9 protein-coding genes are annotated in these 16,513 nt (G+C 44.0%); 4 read left to right on the top strand and 5 right to left on the bottom strand.

Annotated elements, in window-relative coordinates:
* Nucleotides 1-23 precede the first annotated feature (23 nt).
* The 3 genes from DEO27_RS12385 to DEO27_RS12375 all read right to left on the bottom strand — a co-directional run bounded on the left by DEO27_RS12385 (nucleotide 24) and on the right by DEO27_RS12375 (nucleotide 5,192).
* Nucleotides 24-1,070 carry a PmoA family protein gene (locus DEO27_RS12385; RefSeq protein ID WP_112565681.1) on the bottom strand — a complete coding sequence of 349 codons (1,047 nt, stop codon included), beginning with the start codon at nucleotides 1,068-1,070 and terminating at the stop codon, nucleotides 24-26.
* Nucleotides 1,071-1,153: 83 nt separating this feature from the next.
* The gene (locus tag DEO27_RS12380; protein WP_112565684.1) at nucleotides 1,154-2,509 is read right to left on the bottom strand and encodes a Gfo/Idh/MocA family protein; all 1,356 of its coding nucleotides are present in this window, start codon (nucleotides 2,507-2,509) and stop codon (nucleotides 1,154-1,156) included.
* Between the two features lie 232 nt (nucleotides 2,510-2,741).
* Nucleotides 2,742-5,192 carry an outer membrane beta-barrel protein gene (locus DEO27_RS12375; RefSeq protein ID WP_112565687.1) on the bottom strand — a complete coding sequence of 817 codons (2,451 nt, stop codon included), beginning with the start codon at nucleotides 5,190-5,192 and terminating at the stop codon, nucleotides 2,742-2,744.
* A gap of 150 nt (nucleotides 5,193-5,342) precedes the next feature.
* On the opposite strand from DEO27_RS12375, the gene DEO27_RS12370 reads away from it, so the two are divergent.
* On the top strand, nucleotides 5,343-5,969 hold the full coding sequence (locus DEO27_RS12370; protein ID WP_190295392.1) for an NADAR family protein: 627 nt from the start codon (nucleotides 5,343-5,345) through the stop codon (nucleotides 5,967-5,969).
* 282 nt (nucleotides 5,970-6,251) lie between these two features.
* Here the strand turns inward: DEO27_RS12370 and DEO27_RS12365 are convergent, their stop codons facing one another.
* Nucleotides 6,252-7,151 (bottom strand): AraC family transcriptional regulator, encoded by a 900-nt coding sequence (locus DEO27_RS12365; protein WP_112565693.1) that lies wholly within the window; start codon nucleotides 7,149-7,151, stop codon nucleotides 6,252-6,254.
* Nucleotides 7,152-7,272: 121 nt separating this feature from the next.
* On the opposite strand from DEO27_RS12365, the gene ppsA reads away from it, so the two are divergent.
* The 3 genes from ppsA (at nucleotide 7,273) to DEO27_RS12350 (ending at nucleotide 13,159) form a co-directional block, all read left to right on the top strand.
* Nucleotides 7,273-9,732 (top strand): phosphoenolpyruvate synthase, encoded by a 2,460-nt coding sequence (ppsA, locus tag DEO27_RS12360; protein WP_112565696.1) that lies wholly within the window; start codon nucleotides 7,273-7,275, stop codon nucleotides 9,730-9,732.
* A gap of 24 nt (nucleotides 9,733-9,756) precedes the next feature.
* Nucleotides 9,757-10,776, top strand: a complete 1,020-nt coding sequence (gene fbp / locus DEO27_RS12355; protein ID WP_112565699.1) for a class 1 fructose-bisphosphatase — start codon at nucleotides 9,757-9,759, stop codon at nucleotides 10,774-10,776.
* A gap of 244 nt (nucleotides 10,777-11,020) precedes the next feature.
* Nucleotides 11,021-13,159 (top strand): TIM-barrel domain-containing protein, encoded by a 2,139-nt coding sequence (locus DEO27_RS12350; protein WP_112565702.1) that lies wholly within the window; start codon nucleotides 11,021-11,023, stop codon nucleotides 13,157-13,159.
* A 64-nt stretch (nucleotides 13,160-13,223) separates the two neighbouring features.
* On the opposite strand, the gene DEO27_RS12345 is transcribed toward DEO27_RS12350, so the two are convergent.
* Nucleotides 13,224-16,424, bottom strand: a complete 3,201-nt coding sequence (locus DEO27_RS12345) for a glycoside hydrolase family 2 TIM barrel-domain containing protein (RefSeq protein WP_112565705.1) — start codon at nucleotides 16,422-16,424, stop codon at nucleotides 13,224-13,226.
* Between the last annotated feature and the right edge of the window lie 89 nt (nucleotides 16,425-16,513).

The following is a 16,513-nucleotide window of genomic DNA, read 5'->3' as shown; positions in this document are numbered from 1 at the left end:
TGCTATTATTGGGAGATGTAATTTTATTTCGTTTTGCCAAAAGCCGCCGCTTCCTGGTTTAATTGAGCGCTGCTGCTGGTTTGGCTGCCGTTATGGATAATGATCCGGTATCTGAATGTTACAGATTCACCCTTTTTCAGGGTAAGGTTCTTTTCCGATTTTCCGTTGGTAAATACCTTTTCGCCTAAAGGATTAGCTGCAAACAGACCGTAGCCCCGGGCATGCCAAAAAGTAGGGTAATTAGGGTTTTGCGGGTGATCAATAATGGTGATACTTACCGAGTCGGCACCCATTTTGCCGTATACCTTGCACCATACACTGCGGGTGCTCCAGGCATCATTACCGGTCTTACCCTCGCTGGTTAAATAAGTGCCATTAGCTATTTTATCGGCGCCGCCTTTTACTATGGTGATGTTGCCTTTATCGTCGGTGAATTTTTGGTCTGCCGGGTCCGGAATCTGCAGATCGTGGGCCAGGCGAAGGCCAAGCATTCCGTCTTTAGCATCTTTAAAAAATGCTTCCGTATCAGCTTTGAGTGTGGTTATACGGTCAATTATCCGGTCTTGCCCGTTTCCGCTAAATTCAAAACGGGTATTCTCTTCCAGTATAACGTGTTTTTGCTGATTTGTCCAGTTGGCGTGATACGCCAGGACACCTTTTGTGCCGCTCTCCATTTTTAGGATGCGGTCGGTACGGATCCAGCCATAGCCGCTCTTTTTAGCGGCAGGTATCGCGTATGAGTTATTCCAAAAATCCAGTCCGTTCAGGTTTTCAAAATTAAACCAGAGGCCAATATGATGCGGGTGATCTGTAGGATCGCCGGCGCGTGTAGCCAATGGGAAGCCGCGGGTTACCAGGGTGCCATTGGCCGAGTGTATCGGATATAGCACCGGCTTTTCCAGCGTATCCGGATACAGGAAACTGGTAAAGGGTTTGCCACCTATCAGGATATCTATTTTATTGCCCGTGGCTTTTACCAGTTTTACAGGCTCGGCCTTTTGGGCTTGTACTGCCGGCAACAACATCAAGTTTGCTGCAACGGCAAGCCCTAATTTTTTTATGATCTTCATTGTTTGATGTAAGGTTAAAGCTATCTATGTGTTAAAGCTAACACACAGACAGAGTCAGATAATGCTTATGACCTGGCTGCAGATCAATATTTAAACACCTTGCCGTTAGCCATTACCTCCTGGCTGGCTTCATCAAAAGTGGCTTTGTAGCCGGTATGTACGGCCGCGTTGGTCATGATGTTTGCTATAGAATGACTGTAGCCTGCTTCAACCGGGGCATTGGGTTGTTTACGACTGCGTACGCACTCCATCCAGTTACGCACGTGGTTTGAGGTGAGCACATCACCTCCGGTATTGGCAGATGCAACAACTTGTTCTGTATTGGCCAGGTTAAGATCAGGCAGCAGGTTGGCTTTCATGTGCATGGCATCAGCCATTTTTTGTGTAAGTCCACCTTCGGGCGATACCTTGTTTGTGATCAGATTAAGCTCGCCTCCGTTTGAGTAGTAGATCTCGGCCGGATGCTCATCTCCATTATGCATACGCGAGGCAAAAGTAACCTGGAAACCGGTTGAAGGATCTTCAAGTGGCCCGTAATCAAATGCTGCAAGTATGGTATCCCAGTTGCGGCGACCATCTTTCCACATATAAATACCGCCATTGGCAACTACGCTGCGTGGGCGTTTTAAACCACTGAACCAGTGTACAGTATCAATCTGGTGGCTCATCCACTGGCCGGCAAGCCCCGATGAGTATGGCCAGAACAAGCGGTATTCCAAATATTTCCGAGGATCGAAATCCTCATAAGGGCGGTTCATGATAAAGCGCTTCCAGTCGGTATCCTGTTCTTTTAGCTGGCTCAAAAGTTCCGGCCTGCGCCAGCGTCCGGGCTGGTTTACATTCCAGGTAAGCTCAACCATAGTGATAGGGCCAAATTTTCCCGAACGGATAAAATCGTTGGCCGCATGATAATTAGCTCCACTCCGGCGTTGGGAGCCTATTTGCACAATCTTGCCCGATTCCTTTACCGCTTTTAAGGCAGCTCTGTTATCTTCCATGGTTTCGGCAAACGGTTTTTCTACATACGCGTCACAACCGGCCTTTACCGCTTCAATGCAATGGCGCGCGTGCTGAAAATCGGCAGTACTGATAAATACGGCATCTACCGTTTTGCTGTCATACAGTTCTTCGTTATTGCGATACGCTTTTACATCATGCTGCATTTTATCTTTCCACAGTGCAGCACCTTCTTCACGTCGTTTGTTCCAGATATCAGATACAGCTACCACATCAAAATTAAGCTCCTTATAATGGTTCATGAAGCTGGGCACATGCGAACTTTTGTGTCTGTCCGAAAAGCCCACAACGCCAACCCTAACACGGTCATTAGCGCCAATGATACGTTTGTAACTTTGCGCGCTCCAGCTTTTAGGGGTAAGCATAATTCCGGCACCGGCTAATGCGGCCTGCCTGATAAAGGTACGGCGTGATTTTTCCATATAGTAGATAGTTTGATTTGCAGGTTGTTTTTATATACCAAAAGCAATAACGCTTAACTGTGTAAGCGCCTGTTTCTTTGATAATTTAAAAGGTAAATTGGTTTAGCCACGCAACACATCTGCGCGGCTAAACCAAATATCGAAGAAATGGATTGAAATGCAATAACGTTTTTAACCGTTAATGTAACAATTATACTGCAAGTATGCGCTACTTATGGGAGGGTTACGCAGGTTAATGTGCCCTGCCTTGCTCGCTCTCGGCACCACCGGTATCCCGTTTGGGAGCGGTATGGGTTAAGTTACCCAGGTTATAAGTAAATGCCAGGGTTGCTACCTGTGTATCTAAATAGTTGTGATAGGTAGCTGTAGCACCCACAATATTAGTAATAGTGCCGCTTGGACTAAAGGAGTGAAAAACATCCCGCATGTTTAGCTTGATGGTTCCCTTGTTATTCAGGATCTTTTTCTGGATAGCAGCATTGAGCATACCGGTAGGGATAGAAACAAATTGCCCGTAAGTTCCGCTGGTATTATAAAAGCCACTTAACTCGGCGCTCCAGCTTTTGGACATGGTAAACTGGTTATTGCCATTGGCCGAAAACGTATATTTTGAAGCATGAAGGTATCCGTTATAAAATGCGCCCTGGTAGGTGTTGTTATAAACTTCGGCATATAGGTTTACCGACCACCATTTAGCGGGCTGGAGATTTGTGTTGATCGAATAGTCCCATGTTTTTTGTTGCCCTATATTGCCTGTGGTGCTTATAAAGATCTTGCCGTCTCTATGAATAGTTTCATTTTGTACGTCGGTTGTGTAGTTGTAGGTAACCGCTATGGTGAACAGGCTTTTGAAACTGTAGGCCAGTTTATAGTTATCGGTAAATTGGGGCCTTAGGAAAGGGTTGCCGGAAAAATAGGTGTACTCATCCACAAAAAAAGTGAATGGATTTAAGCTTCCGTAGCTTGGGCGGCCTATGCGGCGGCCATAAGAGGCAACCAACACTTTGTGACCGGCTGTATCCAGATTGTACGATAAATAGGCGGTAGGAAAAAGATTGGTGTAATGATTGGCAAATGATGAGTCGGGCCTTTGGGCGTTCCCCAACTGGTGACCGATGCCATTGGTGTTCTCGGCCCGTAGCCCCGTTTGTATAGAGAACCGGCCTACGGTTTTATTAAAATTAACATAGGCGGCATTGATATTCTCCTTATATAAAAAACGATTGGTATTGTTATAATCAATACTGCTTTCGCCGTTAACCACATTGAAATAATTAGCGGCATTGTCGGTATTTACGTAGCTGCTTTTAATACCCGCTTCAAACTTGGCTTTGCCTTTAAGAGGATGAGAGTAATCGGCTTTCGCAGAGTAAATATTGATGGTTGATGGCAAGTCATCACGGAGTGTACGCGAATTGATTGAAGTACCATCGGGTAAAAAGGTGTCATTCATAAACAGCTGTTTACTGCCGGATAAATCGTTGATATAATCCAGGTCAAAAGTAAGCGTACGACCGGTGCTGTCATATTTATGAGTATAGTTTAGGTTGATGCCTTTGCTGTCAAATTTATTCCGGGACGAGTTAGAAGTAGTGATGCTCGAATCCAGGCCACCGTTTGGGCCATACGATAAGCTATATACCGGGCTGTTGTCATGGTCGCGCGATATCGTGCCGGTAAAAACAACACCCCAGGTAGTTTTGGGTGATATATAATAATCCATCCCGGCTTTGATATTGGTATTGCTGCTTGAAGGCCTGAAGTATGAAATATCCTTTAATGACGAGGTTTTGGCGCCGTTATCGTCCAAATAGTCCCTGTCAATTTCCAGTCTCCGGTATGTGCGTTGCCCGTTGTAAGAAAGGTTGGCAAACAGGTTGACCTTGTTTACGCGGTAATTAAGGTTGATGCTTTCGTCGGTACGGCTGTAATGGCCTTGTGCGTAATCAGCAGATATCACCGCATTGAAACCCTTAATGGTATTTTTCTTGGTCTTGATATTGATGACGCCCGCGTTTCCGGCAGCATCATATTTGGCCGGCGGGTTATCCATCAACTCAATCTGATCTAATGCCGAAGATGGCAAAGAACGCAGATAAGTAGCCAGGTTTGAGGCCGAAAGATAGGTGGGTTTATCATCTATCATTACCAATACGCCGCTTTTTCCCTTAAAAGTTATATTACCATCGGCATCTACCTGCACACCGGGGCTTTTTGAAAGTACTTCCAGGGCGTTGGCGCCTGTATTGGATATCAGTGAGCCCACATTAACCACGGTGCGGTCAATCTTCTGCTGAATGTATGATCTTTTTGCGGTAACAGCTACTTCATTCAGGGTTTTTCCTGCTGCCGCCAAAATAATCGGCGATAAATTAACTGCTTTTTGCCTGCTGATAATTACCGGTTCGCTGCGGTAATTTTTATAGCCTATGTAGCTTGCTTTTATAGTATAGGTGTTTTCTTTCAGGTTTTGAAATAAGAAGCTGCCATCCTTGTTGGCAAGCAGGGTGCCTACTACTGTTGAGTCTTTTGCAATAAGCAGGGTTACAGTTGCTCCGTCAAGTGGTTTTTTAGCGTCATCTAAAACACTTCCCGATATTTTACCACCTGTGGTTTGTGCATTGGCAAAGTTGAATATTAAAAGTGTAAAGAAGGTTAAAATAGATATCCGGATCAATCTCATTCCTATAAGACCATGCTTTGGACAATATAGTTACAGGGAAAATTTACATTTAAATAAAGTGAGCGATTGTGTGTAAACGAAAGTTGCGAAGTAAGTAATATTTATTACTATTGTTAATTTGAATAGCAGGCTCAATCCATTGAACAAATCATGACAGAAATAAAATTTTGCAAGCCATCGGAACCTTATGGCGAGTTTTCTAATTTTTACTCAATGCCGATTATTCTGCTCAATGAAATATGGCCAACAGCCGAACATTATTTTCAATCAATGAAGTTTGAAGATGTTAATTTATGGGATCGGATTAAGGCGACAAAGTCTCCCTGGGAAGCTGTTGACCAAGCGTCGAATCTTGGAAGTAAGCTGAGATCAGATTGGGAGGAAGTGAAAGATTCAGTTATGCTAAAGGCAGTAAAAGCGAAATTTTTTCAGCATAATGAATTAAAAAAGATCTTGGTGGAAACAGGTGACGCAACGATAATATACCACAATTCTGCTGATGACTATTGGGCTGATAAGGGAGATGGTGCTGGTAAAAATATGCTCGGTCAAATTTTAATGCGTGTAAGGGCGCAATTGTTTGAAGTTTCAAAAGATCCGGATTTGATCTTTCCGCCCTGGATTGCATTTCCAAATTGTGACAGAGGTGGGATGTTCTGGGGGATGGGTTGGGGCGAAGACTATATTATTCAATGGTCGCATTTCGTAGATCAATTTGGAGCAGAAGAGTATAAAAAACTCTTCCCCGAGCCTGTAGAATGGGAAAGAAGCTTATGATTGATTCTTCAGATACATGCTTGTTTAAGCTCCTGCAAATTAAAGGTTTTTTCAATAACGAGTGGACTATTAGTACGTCATGCCAGGGAAATCGCTTTTAACAAATTGGCGATACGTGGCTCCTATGAAGCCCGTAAATTCTTTCAATTTAACACTATAAACACGTTACCCGTCTGGGGGGCTTTTATAACTCCGTTAGGAGTTCCGTGTTTATAGCAATGTATTAGCCCAATATCCGGGCTCTGTAGGAGCCTCCTATTTTAAAAGCGATTTCCCAGTACGTCATAATGTTGTAATTGAACGTTGGTTCGTCTTTCTATATTCTAACGGTGTTTGTCCTGTTATCTTCTTAAAATGCCTGTTGAAATTAGAGTGGTTACTAAAGCCCGAATCATAGCAAACTACAACCATGCTGTAGTCGGTTTCTTTAAGCAAGCGGCATGCATAGTTTATTTTTACCTCCAGCAAAAACTCAAAGTAGCTTTTTTGGGTAAGGTTTCTGAAGTATTTACAAAACGCGTTTGGGCTCATGTAAATAATGGCCGCTACCTCCTTAAGCTTGATGGTTTTGGTGAAATTATTCAGGGTGTATAGGTAAATTTTAGTCAGCCGCTGTTCATCCAACTTATTGTAAGTATTGACGGAAGGGGCAGAGGTAAAACTGGTATGCTGCTGACTAAGGGCTATGCCATTAAATAACCTCATTAGTAAAGGTAAGTGGTCATACTTGGGTGCATTCATCAGCTCTCTTAGCCGGGCGAGGATCGTTGGATGTTCATTAGGATGGATAACCAGGCCATTCATACAATCGGCGAACAATTGATTGATCAGGTAATTTTCGGGGAGGGCCATAAAGGTGTTGCCGAAAGTGTCGCGATTAAAGTGTAAGGTAAGCAGCCGCACAGGCAATTCATACTTTCCCATTTTGGTTAAAGGTTTCAGATACGCAAACGATTCAAACCGCAGCATGTGCGGAACATTGCTTCCAATCATGATCATCGTGCCACCCACAATCTGTTCAATTTTTTCATGGATCATGATGGTACCCTTTCCTTCTATAACATAAATCAATTCCACCTCATTGTGGGCGTGCAGGTCATTCAAGCCATGATAAAGCGACGACTCTTTCAAACTGAAGGACTGTTCACTATTGCCTGAAATTCTGCTAAAGATAAAATCCATGTTATATTATATGAATATCTTAATTGTGTTCAATATAAGGATAATATAGTATCATTTTTAAATAAGATTTACACATGTACTCCATTGCTGCCAAAATACCTTTACTAAAAAAACAAACATTATGCAGCAGGAAAAATTCACCCTCAGGTTAGCGGAAGCCGCTATCAGGGATATTGAGGCAGTTGGCGGTAAAAATGCATCTCTCGGCGAAATGCTTCAAAACCTTGCTCCGTCAGGTATCCGGATTCCGGATGGATTCATTATTACAGCTTCTGCTTATCATCGGTTTATAACATTCAACCATCTGGATAACGTGATCCGTGAGAGGATCAACGCCACAGATACAGATAACCTGCAGCAACTGGCAGCATGCGGATTAGCTATCAGAACACTGATCAGCGATGGTAATTTTCCTGACGAAATGACTTCGCAAATAAGCGCGGGGTATAAACAACTTTGTTTACAGTACCGGCAGGAAAATGTTGATGTCGCAGTCCGTTCTTCTGCAACCGCCGAAGATTTGCCCGATGCTTCTTTTGCCGGGCAACAGGATACCTACCTGAACATTAGCGGTATCGAGAATGTATTAAAAGCGGTCAAAAACTGTTTTGCGTCGCTGTTTACGGATAGGGCTATCAGTTATCGTAAAATGTTTGGATATGATCATTTCCAGGTGGGGCTTTCTGTTTGTATCCAAAAAATGGTACGGTCCGACCTCGGGATGTCTGGTGTCGCCTTCTCCCTGGATACAGAAAGTGGTTTCAAAGATGTTATTGTCATCAACGGCTCTTATGGTTTGGGTGAAATGATTGTTCAGGGCTCGGTAAATCCCGATGAGTTTATCGTGTTTAAACCTTTGCTGAAACGAGGTTTTAGCTCCATCATAGAAAAAAAACTTGGGCAAAAACATCAGAAAATGGTTTACGGAACAACGGCTGCTGAACCGGTCAGGGTGGTTCCTGTTTCTGCTTCCGAAGCCGCGTCATTCTGTCTCAATGATGATCAGATTATTGAATTAAGCCGTTGGGTTGCCATTATTGAGGATTATTATTCTGTCCTTAAAAAGAAATGGTGTCCCATGGATATTGAATGGGCGGTTGACGGGATCTCTGGCGAGCTCTTCATTGTACAAGCCAGGCCAGAAACAATTCATTCGCGCCGGGAAGTAGGTTCGGTAGTTGCCTATCAAATACATGATGAAAGCCGTCATGAAAAGATTTTGCTCAAGGGGATTGCCGTTGGTGATAAAATAGCCGCCGGAAAAGTTCATTTATTGGAGGGCCTGGACAGGGCGGGAATTCAACACATCGATTTCAAGGAAGGTGATATCATGGTTACTGACATGACCGACCCGGATTGGGAGCCCGTTATGAAAAAGGCGGCCGCTATTATCACCAACAAAGGGGGCAGAACCTGCCATGCCGCTATTGTTGCCCGTGAGTTGGGCGTACCGGCCATTGTTGGCTGCGAAAACGCTACAGCTATTTTAAAAACAGGAATGGATATCACGGCCTCATGTGCCGAAGGAGAGGCCGGGATTATTTACGACGGGATCATAGCTTATGAAAAAACGGAGCAAAAGTTTACCTCCTTGCCCGCAATTAAAACACCGTTAATGATGAATGTAGCCTCGCCCGAAATGGCCTTTCATTATGCCAGTTACCCAAGTCAGGGCGTAGGTTTAGCCCGCGAGGAGTTTATTATCAATAATTATATTAAGGTACACCCTATGGCTTTACTTAAGCATGAAAGCATTGGCGACGCTGAACTTAGCAGCTATATAGCAGCGCAAACCAGGGGATATGCCAATGGCGAAGAATTTTTTATCGAAAAATTATCATATGGCATAGCCAGGATAGCTGCTGCTTTTTATCCCAACAGGGTGATTGTCCGTTTCTCTGATTTTAAGACAAACGAATATGCCAACATGCCCGGTGGTAAATATTTTGAACCTGAAGAGGAGAACCCGATGATAGGCTGGCGCGGGGCTTCAAGGTATTATTCAGATGCTTACCGGGAGGCTTTCGGTATGGAATGTAAAGCCATACGGAAAGTGAGGGAGGTAATGGGGCTCAGCAATGTTACTGTCATGATCCCATTCTGTCGCACCGTTGGAGAACTGCTGAAAGTTTACGAAACCATGGAAGCGTACGGGTTAAAACGTGGTGACGAAGGTTTGGAGGTTTATCTCATGGCCGAATTACCCTCCAATATTATCCTTGCGCAGGAGTTTGGTAAATACATTGACGGGTTTTCGATAGGCTCAAATGATCTTACGCAACTGGTGCTCGGGCTCGACAGGGATTCTGCCCTGGTTGCCGGCCTCTATAATGAGCGTAACGAAGCTGTAAAAACCATGATCTCATCGCTCATCCGCACTGCCCGGGATATGAATGTTAAAGTAGGGATCTGCGGTCAGGGGCCATCTGATTTCCCCGACTTCGCCCGCTTCCTTACCGAAGAGGGGATAGGTAGTATCTCGGTAACTCCTGATTCTTTTATGAAAACGGTAAAAGTGATTAGCGCCGCCGAAACCAGTCAAAGCAAGCTAAATGAGCCGGTTCCTGAACCTATTTTCTGAGCGTACATCAAAAAAGAAACAGTAATGAAACCACAATTCAAAACTTTAGACCAGTTTATTATTGAAAAACAGGCTGATTTTCCTAATGCCAAAGGTGAGTTGTCGCGCTTGTTAAGGGATCTCGGCATAGCCGCGAAAGTGGTGAACCGGGAAATCAACAGGGCTGGGCTTGCAGGAGTATTAGGAGAAACTGATTGCGTAAACATTCAGGGCGAATGCCAGCAGCGCCTGGATGTTTATGCCAATGAACAGTTTATAACCGCACTAAAAAGAGGAAGTGAATGTAGTGCTGTTGTTTCCGAAGAAAACGATGAGCCTGTCATATTTGATTCACCGTTACCGGGAAAAGGAAGCTATATAGTAGCTATTGATCCGCTGGACGGCTCTTCAAATATTGACGTAAATGTTGGAGTCGGAACGATATTTTCCATTTATCGGCGCGTTAATAGCAGTGCAATAAAGCCGCATGATTTGCTCCAGGACGGAAATCAGCAGGTTGCAGCAGGTTATGTTATATATGGCTCTTCGACCATGCTTGTCTATACCACCGGAAACGGGGTGAACGGATTTACGCTGGATCCCTTTTTAGGCGAATTCTGCCTGTCGTACCCTGATATGATGATCCCGGATCAGGGCAGGATCTATTCTGTGAACGAGGGGAATTATAACCGTTTTCCTGAAAGCGTCAAACAATACATCAGGTATTGCCAGGAAGAAGATCAGCCCACCGGTCGGCCATATAGTTCAAGATACATCGGCTCTTTGGTTGCTGATTTTCACAGAAACCTGATTAAAGGTGGCATCTTCATTTATCCACCCATGATTGGCGCCCCAAATGGAAAATTGCGGCTGGTTTACGAATGTAATCCCATGGCCATGATCATAGAGCAGGCTGGTGGGGTGGCATCTGACGGGCAAACAAGAATCCTTGATCTCGAAGTAAGGGGACTTCATCAGCGTTCGGCCTTATTTATCGGCTCAAAAGCTATGGTAAAAAAAGCCATGGAGATGATAGAGTTATATAGCGAAGTGTACCAAAGTTGACTGATTATTATAATTAACTATTAAGGACTGGCTAAGGTTGAGGCTTTAGTCAGTCCATGTTTAAAATTGGGTAATTGTACTAATGACAGATAATACTTACCTTGTGTGGGCATAACAGCGGTGCCTTTTTATACCTTGGGTAACAGGCAATCCGGCTCTCCTTATGAAGTTTGGATCAGGAAAGGCAGTAATCAATAAATAAGTATTTAAGCAAGCGCCCTTTAATTTTAGATCTTCTACATCGATGAGAAATTTTATCTGTTTGGCAGTGTTAGCCAGCTGTTTTAACGTAATAGCCTTTAACGCCTATAGTCAAACCATGCAATTGGCGGCAGGTGTTCAGAAAGTCACTTCAGGAACTATTGATAAGTTTACGCCTTATAGTTTTTGCAGCGAACAGCCTATGAGCGCGGCCTTGAGTGAGTTGCCTGCCGGAAAGCTGCCTTTTAGTGTCGACGATATCAAAATAAAGATTAATGACAGGGGAGTAGTAGTGGAGGTGCCCTTAGATGACACCGAGCAATTGTATGGATTTGGGATGCAGATAGGCTCGTTTAATCAGCGGGGATTAAAGAAACGTCCCATTGTTAATGATAACCCGCTGAATGATCTGGGTTATACGCACGGCCCCACAACCTTTTACGTTTCAAGCAAAGGGTACGGCATTTTAATCAACACTTCCCGTTATGCTACTTTTTATTGTGGCAATACCTCCAAGCTTAATAAAAGCAAAAACGACGGCAAAGAAAGTAACGGCGGTAATTCGGTTGAGGAATTATATAAAAGCGATAATAAAGCTTCGGGATCTGTAACGGTTGATATTCTCGGCGCCAAAGGGATTGAGGTATTTGTTTTTGATGGACCCGATTTGAAAACCGCGGTACAGCGTTATAACCTGTTTTCGGGCGGAGGAGCCTTGCCTGCCATATGGGGGCTGGGTGTAAAGTATCGTGTTAAAGCGGATTTTAACCAGTATCAGGTTGATAAAATGGCTGCTTACTTTCGCGATAATCATATCCCCTGCGATGTTTTGGGCCTGGAGCCACGCTGGCAAACCGCTTCCTACTCATGCTCTTACGTATGGAACAAAAGCTTTTTCCCTACGCCCAATGAATTTATTGATTCCATGAAAAACAAGGGTTTTCATATCAACCTGTGGGAGCATGCCTTTGTATCACCAAAATCGCCATTGTATGAGCCTTTAAAAAATAAGGCGGGTAATTACCTGGTTTGGAATGGCCTTGTTCCTGATTTTGCCGATACCTCAGCAAGTAACCTGTTTGCTGATTATCACAAGCAGACTTTTGTGCAACCTGGAATTTCGGGTTTTAAAATGGATGAGTGTGACAACTCAAACATTGCTTTCGGAAGCGGGGCCTGGAGCTTTCCGGAGCTTAGCCAGTTTCCGTCAGGTATTGATGGCGAGCAGATGCACCAGCTTTTTGGCCTGCTTTATCAGAAAACGATCTATAGCATTTATAAAAAATTAAATCAGCGTACTTATTTGGATGTTCGGGCTTCAAACACCTTTGCTTCATCATATCCGGCAGCTTTATACAGCGATACCTATCTGCATGACGAATATATCCGCATGATCCTTAACTCCGGTTTTGCGGGTATGATCTGGTCGCCTGAGGTACGTGAATCTAACTCTATAAAAGATTTTATGCGCCGCAGTCAAACGGCGGTGCTTTCGGCACAAACGCTGTATAATTCGTGGTACCTGCAAAATCCGCCCTGGCTGCAGATCAACAGGGAAAAGAATAACAAAGGCGAGCTGATGGACAATGCTAAGGAAGTTGAAGGAGATATCCGCAAGCTGCTGAACTTTAGGATGAGCCTGATCCCATACCTGTACAATGCCTTCGCCGATTATCATTTTAAAGGCATCCCGCCATTCAGGGCTTTGGTAATGGATTATCCACAGGACAAAAATACGTTCAACTTATCAGATGAGTACATGATTGGCAACGATATTCTGGCCGCTCCCTTGACCGAAAAGATGGATGAGCGCCAGGTTTATTTGCCCGAAGGTGTATGGTATGATTATAATACCAATCAAAAGTACGAGGGAGGCAAATCTTATACCATAAAACCCAGCCTTACCCAACTGCCTATATTCATTAAAGCCGGAACCATTTTGCCGTTGGCTAAACCGGTAGAGTTTGTTGCACCCAATACCAAATTTGAAATTACCTGCTATGTGTACGGCAATGGAAACAAAGCTTCTTTATTTGAAGATGACGGCCTGACTTTTAACTACGAGAACGGAACTTACAATACCGTAAACCTTGTTTGGAATAAGAACAAAGGAGAGGTTAAGCGTACCGGAAAATTCAAAAGCAGCAGATATATCATTAAAAACTGGCAGGTGATTAATTGAAATCTTCGCAAATAAAAAAGGGCCAGCACACTGTGCTGGCCCTTTTGTTTATCGCTTAAGCTAATTATTTTTTACTCAACAACTGGATCTGGTAGCTAAAGCTTGCGTCCTTAGCGTAAACCCTGTATTGTTCCAATGGTTTTGGCCCGCAGCCATTTGAGCCAACACCCAGCGTTTTATGGCTGATACACAATACCGTGCCCTTGCTTTTAGGCAGATCAATCTTGTATTCAACATCGGTCATTTCCTCATCGCTGTATGGCAATGCGGCTGCCTGGAATAACTCGCCGGTTTGTTTAATGGCAATTCCAGAACCTTTGGCGCCAAACACCTTGGCCCAGCGCACATCTTCATGATTGCCGCAATCCATTGGTTTTTCGTACGGCGTCATTTGCTTAACAACGCTGCTTGAATAATGACCTACATCAAAACCGCTTTTTCTGTCGGCGTAGTTTTCCATCTCACCACGGCCAAAATATTCAAACTGATCAAGGTCTTTTTTCAGGAATAAACGTACGCCCAACCTCGCCAGTACCAGTTTAGGATCGGCGTTAAAGCGTACTTTATTATCAGCCTTGATAACACCATCGCCGTTAATGGTATAAGTAACTTCATGGTGCACCACGAAATCCTTTTTACCGGTACCGGTTAAGCTGGCTTTTATCTCAACTTCACCATTGGCAAGCTGTTTGCCTTGTACATCGCTTGCTTTCCAGGTTATTTCTTTTAAGCCGTATTTCACCCAATCTTCGTAAGCCCACATATCGTCAATACGGTGTGGCGCGCGCCATAGGTGCAGCATTGGGCCGCCGTTATCCTGCAACACATTTTCACCGTCTTTTTCCATTTTAGTGAAAGTGCCCTTGGTTACATCAAACTCCAATGCAAATCCGGTTCCTTTTACCTTGATCTTATTATCCTCGTTTGATAGGCTTAATTTTCCTGTTGCCGCCGGTTCTTTAGCAGCAGGTACAGCTACAGGAAGTTCCAGTTGCTGGGCTGCAACTTCATACCCTTTTTTTGCCCACATATTATCGGCAGCCTGGTCAAATGAAACCCTCAAAAAATATTCTGCTCCGGGTTTAGGAGTAACCGTGTATGGGATTTTTACATCCAGCTCCTGGCCGGGTTTAATTTCTTTTAACGGCAGGTTACCTGAAGATATGATTGAGCCATTTTCGCTTACAGCCCATTTGGCTGCAAAGCTGTTGAGCGTTATAAACTGGTAACGGTTTTTAATAGTAATGATACCATTTTTCAGATCTTTGGGATGAATGCTAATCCACTGGTAAGCATGTTTCAGTTCGGGGTAGTGAGGTTTTAACGACCTGTCTGAAAACACAACGCCTTTATGAATAAAGTACCTGTCGTTTGGATACTCGCCAAAACCACCGCCAAAAGCCGTTATCGGATGCTTTGGATCGCGGTTGTTATAGATTCCCTGATCCTGCCACTCCCAAATGGCGCCACCCAATAACTGAGGGTATTTATCAAACAGATCATTGTAAATATCTACCGAGCCCATAGAGTTGAACATGGCGTGTGCGTACTCGCACAGGTAAAACGGCTTGGTTAATGTATTATCGTTAGCATGTTTTTCAAGGTTTTCTACATCGGTATACATTTCGCTGTCCATATCGGCAGGATTGTTTTTACCGATGCCAAAGCCCTGGTAGTGCGTAGGGCGACTTGGATCGATATCTTTAATGACTTTCAATATCGCCCTGAAGTTTGAACCGCCGCTACCGCACTCATTACCCAAGCTCCAGATAATAACAGACGGATGGTTTTTGAAATTCTCTACGTTGGCCACATTCCTGTCAATCAACGCGGCTTTGATCCTTGGCTCTTCATTAAACTCATCCCAGGCACCGTGGCTCTCCAGGTTGGCTTCGGCCACAAGGTAAATGCCATACTGGTCGCACAACTCATACCAGCGCGGATCATCAGAGTAATGGCAGGTACGTACGTGGTTACAGTTGGCTTGTTTGATCAGTACAAGGTCCCTGATCATTTGCTCTTCGGTAACCGCATGGCCATCATTTGGCCAGTTTTCGTGACGGTTTACACCTTTCAGCTTAATAGGAACACCGTTAACCAGGAATAAGCGGCCTTTGATTTCAATGCTCCTGAAACCTGTACGTGATGATAGTGTTTCAATAGCGTTAGCCCCGTCATTAATTTTAACAACGGTGGTATAAAGCTTAGGCGTTTCTGCCGTCCATTTTTGCGGGTTGTTTACATGAAAGCTGGTTTCAACAACAACCTCTTCGCCTGGCTTCATAGCAGGGATGGCCTTTTTAGCGGTTGCTCCCGGAACCTGTACGCCGCCATTGTATAAAGCCACATCCAATACACGGGCTTTAATCGCGGCAGTGCCGTAGTTTTTTACTTTGGTTGATACTACAACATCGGCATTTTTATACTGTTTATCCAGATTGGTTTTAACAAAATAATCCCTGATATGCTCCTGCGGACTGCTCCAAAGGGTTACATTTCTGAAAATGCCGCTTAAACGCCACATATCCTGATCTTCCAGGTAGCTGCCGGTGGTAAAGCGGTAAACTTCTACAGCTAAAGTGTTTTTACCGGGTTTGATATATTTGGTAAGGTCAAATTCAGCGGCATTACGACTGTTAACACTATAGCCTACCTTTTTGCCGTTCACCCAGATAAAGAAACCGGCATCAACACCATCAAATGTGATAAAAATGCGGCGACCGCTCCATTCGGCAGGTACGGTAAAATCACGGCGGTAGCTGCCAACCGGGTTTCGCTCTTTGTAAGCGGTATACTTTTCCGACGGGGTGCTCATTACCCGTGGGAAATCTTTTTGGAAGATATAGGTAAAGTTGCTGTAATAAGGCGTGCCGTAGCCTTCAACCTGCCAGTTGGACGGTACTTTGATATCCTTCCATTTGGATACGTCATAATCGGGTTTGTAAAAATTAACCGGGCGCTTTTGTGGCCAGTCTACCCAGTTAAATTTCCAAAGCCCGTTCAGGTTGCGGCTGTATGATGACGCATGACGATTACCAGCCAAAGCTTCTTTCAACGAAGCGTAAGGCATTAACGTAGCATGGCTGGCTTCTTTATTGATACCGATGTTTTCAGGGTCTTCAATTTCTTTCGGCACAGACGCGGTATCTGATTTTGATAGCCCGTTATCCGATTGCTGAAAACCGAACCCTGCTTTATGGCTAAAAACAAAAATGGAAAGCAACAAAACCCTGAGGAATTGTTTGCTAAAACGAGATTTGGACATAGGTGTGTATATAATGGTTGATATGATTTAAACTTTATATAACAGATCAAAGACAAAGAAATATAAAATTTAGATCATAACAACTGTCA

It is taken from the genome of Mucilaginibacter rubeus, assembly GCF_003286415.2.
In the GTDB taxonomy this organism is placed as follows: Bacteria; Bacteroidota; Bacteroidia; order Sphingobacteriales; family Sphingobacteriaceae; genus Mucilaginibacter; species Mucilaginibacter rubeus_A.
The sequence above is the reverse complement of the archived record's forward strand: the minus strand, read 5'-3'. Positions and strand labels throughout refer to the sequence as shown.

Coding starts and splice junctions, on each gene's coding strand:
- DEO27_RS12385 (WP_112565681.1), bottom strand. CDS start 1,070: ATGAAGATCATAAAAAAATTAGGGCTTGCCGTTGCAGCAAACTTGATG.
- DEO27_RS12380 (WP_112565684.1), bottom strand. CDS start 2,509: ATGGAAAAATCACGCCGTACCTTTATCAGGCAGGCCGCATTAGCCGGT.
- DEO27_RS12375 (WP_112565687.1), bottom strand. CDS start 5,192: ATGAGATTGATCCGGATATCTATTTTAACCTTCTTTACACTTTTAATA.
- DEO27_RS12370 (WP_190295392.1), top strand. CDS start 5,343: ATGACAGAAATAAAATTTTGCAAGCCATCGGAACCTTATGGCGAGTTT.
- DEO27_RS12365 (WP_112565693.1), bottom strand. CDS start 7,151: ATGGATTTTATCTTTAGCAGAATTTCAGGCAATAGTGAACAGTCCTTC.
- ppsA (WP_112565696.1), top strand. CDS start 7,273: ATGCAGCAGGAAAAATTCACCCTCAGGTTAGCGGAAGCCGCTATCAGG.
- fbp (WP_112565699.1), top strand. CDS start 9,757: ATGAAACCACAATTCAAAACTTTAGACCAGTTTATTATTGAAAAACAG.
- DEO27_RS12350 (WP_112565702.1), top strand. CDS start 11,021: ATGAGAAATTTTATCTGTTTGGCAGTGTTAGCCAGCTGTTTTAACGTA.
- DEO27_RS12345 (WP_112565705.1), bottom strand. CDS start 16,424: ATGTCCAAATCTCGTTTTAGCAAACAATTCCTCAGGGTTTTGTTGCTT.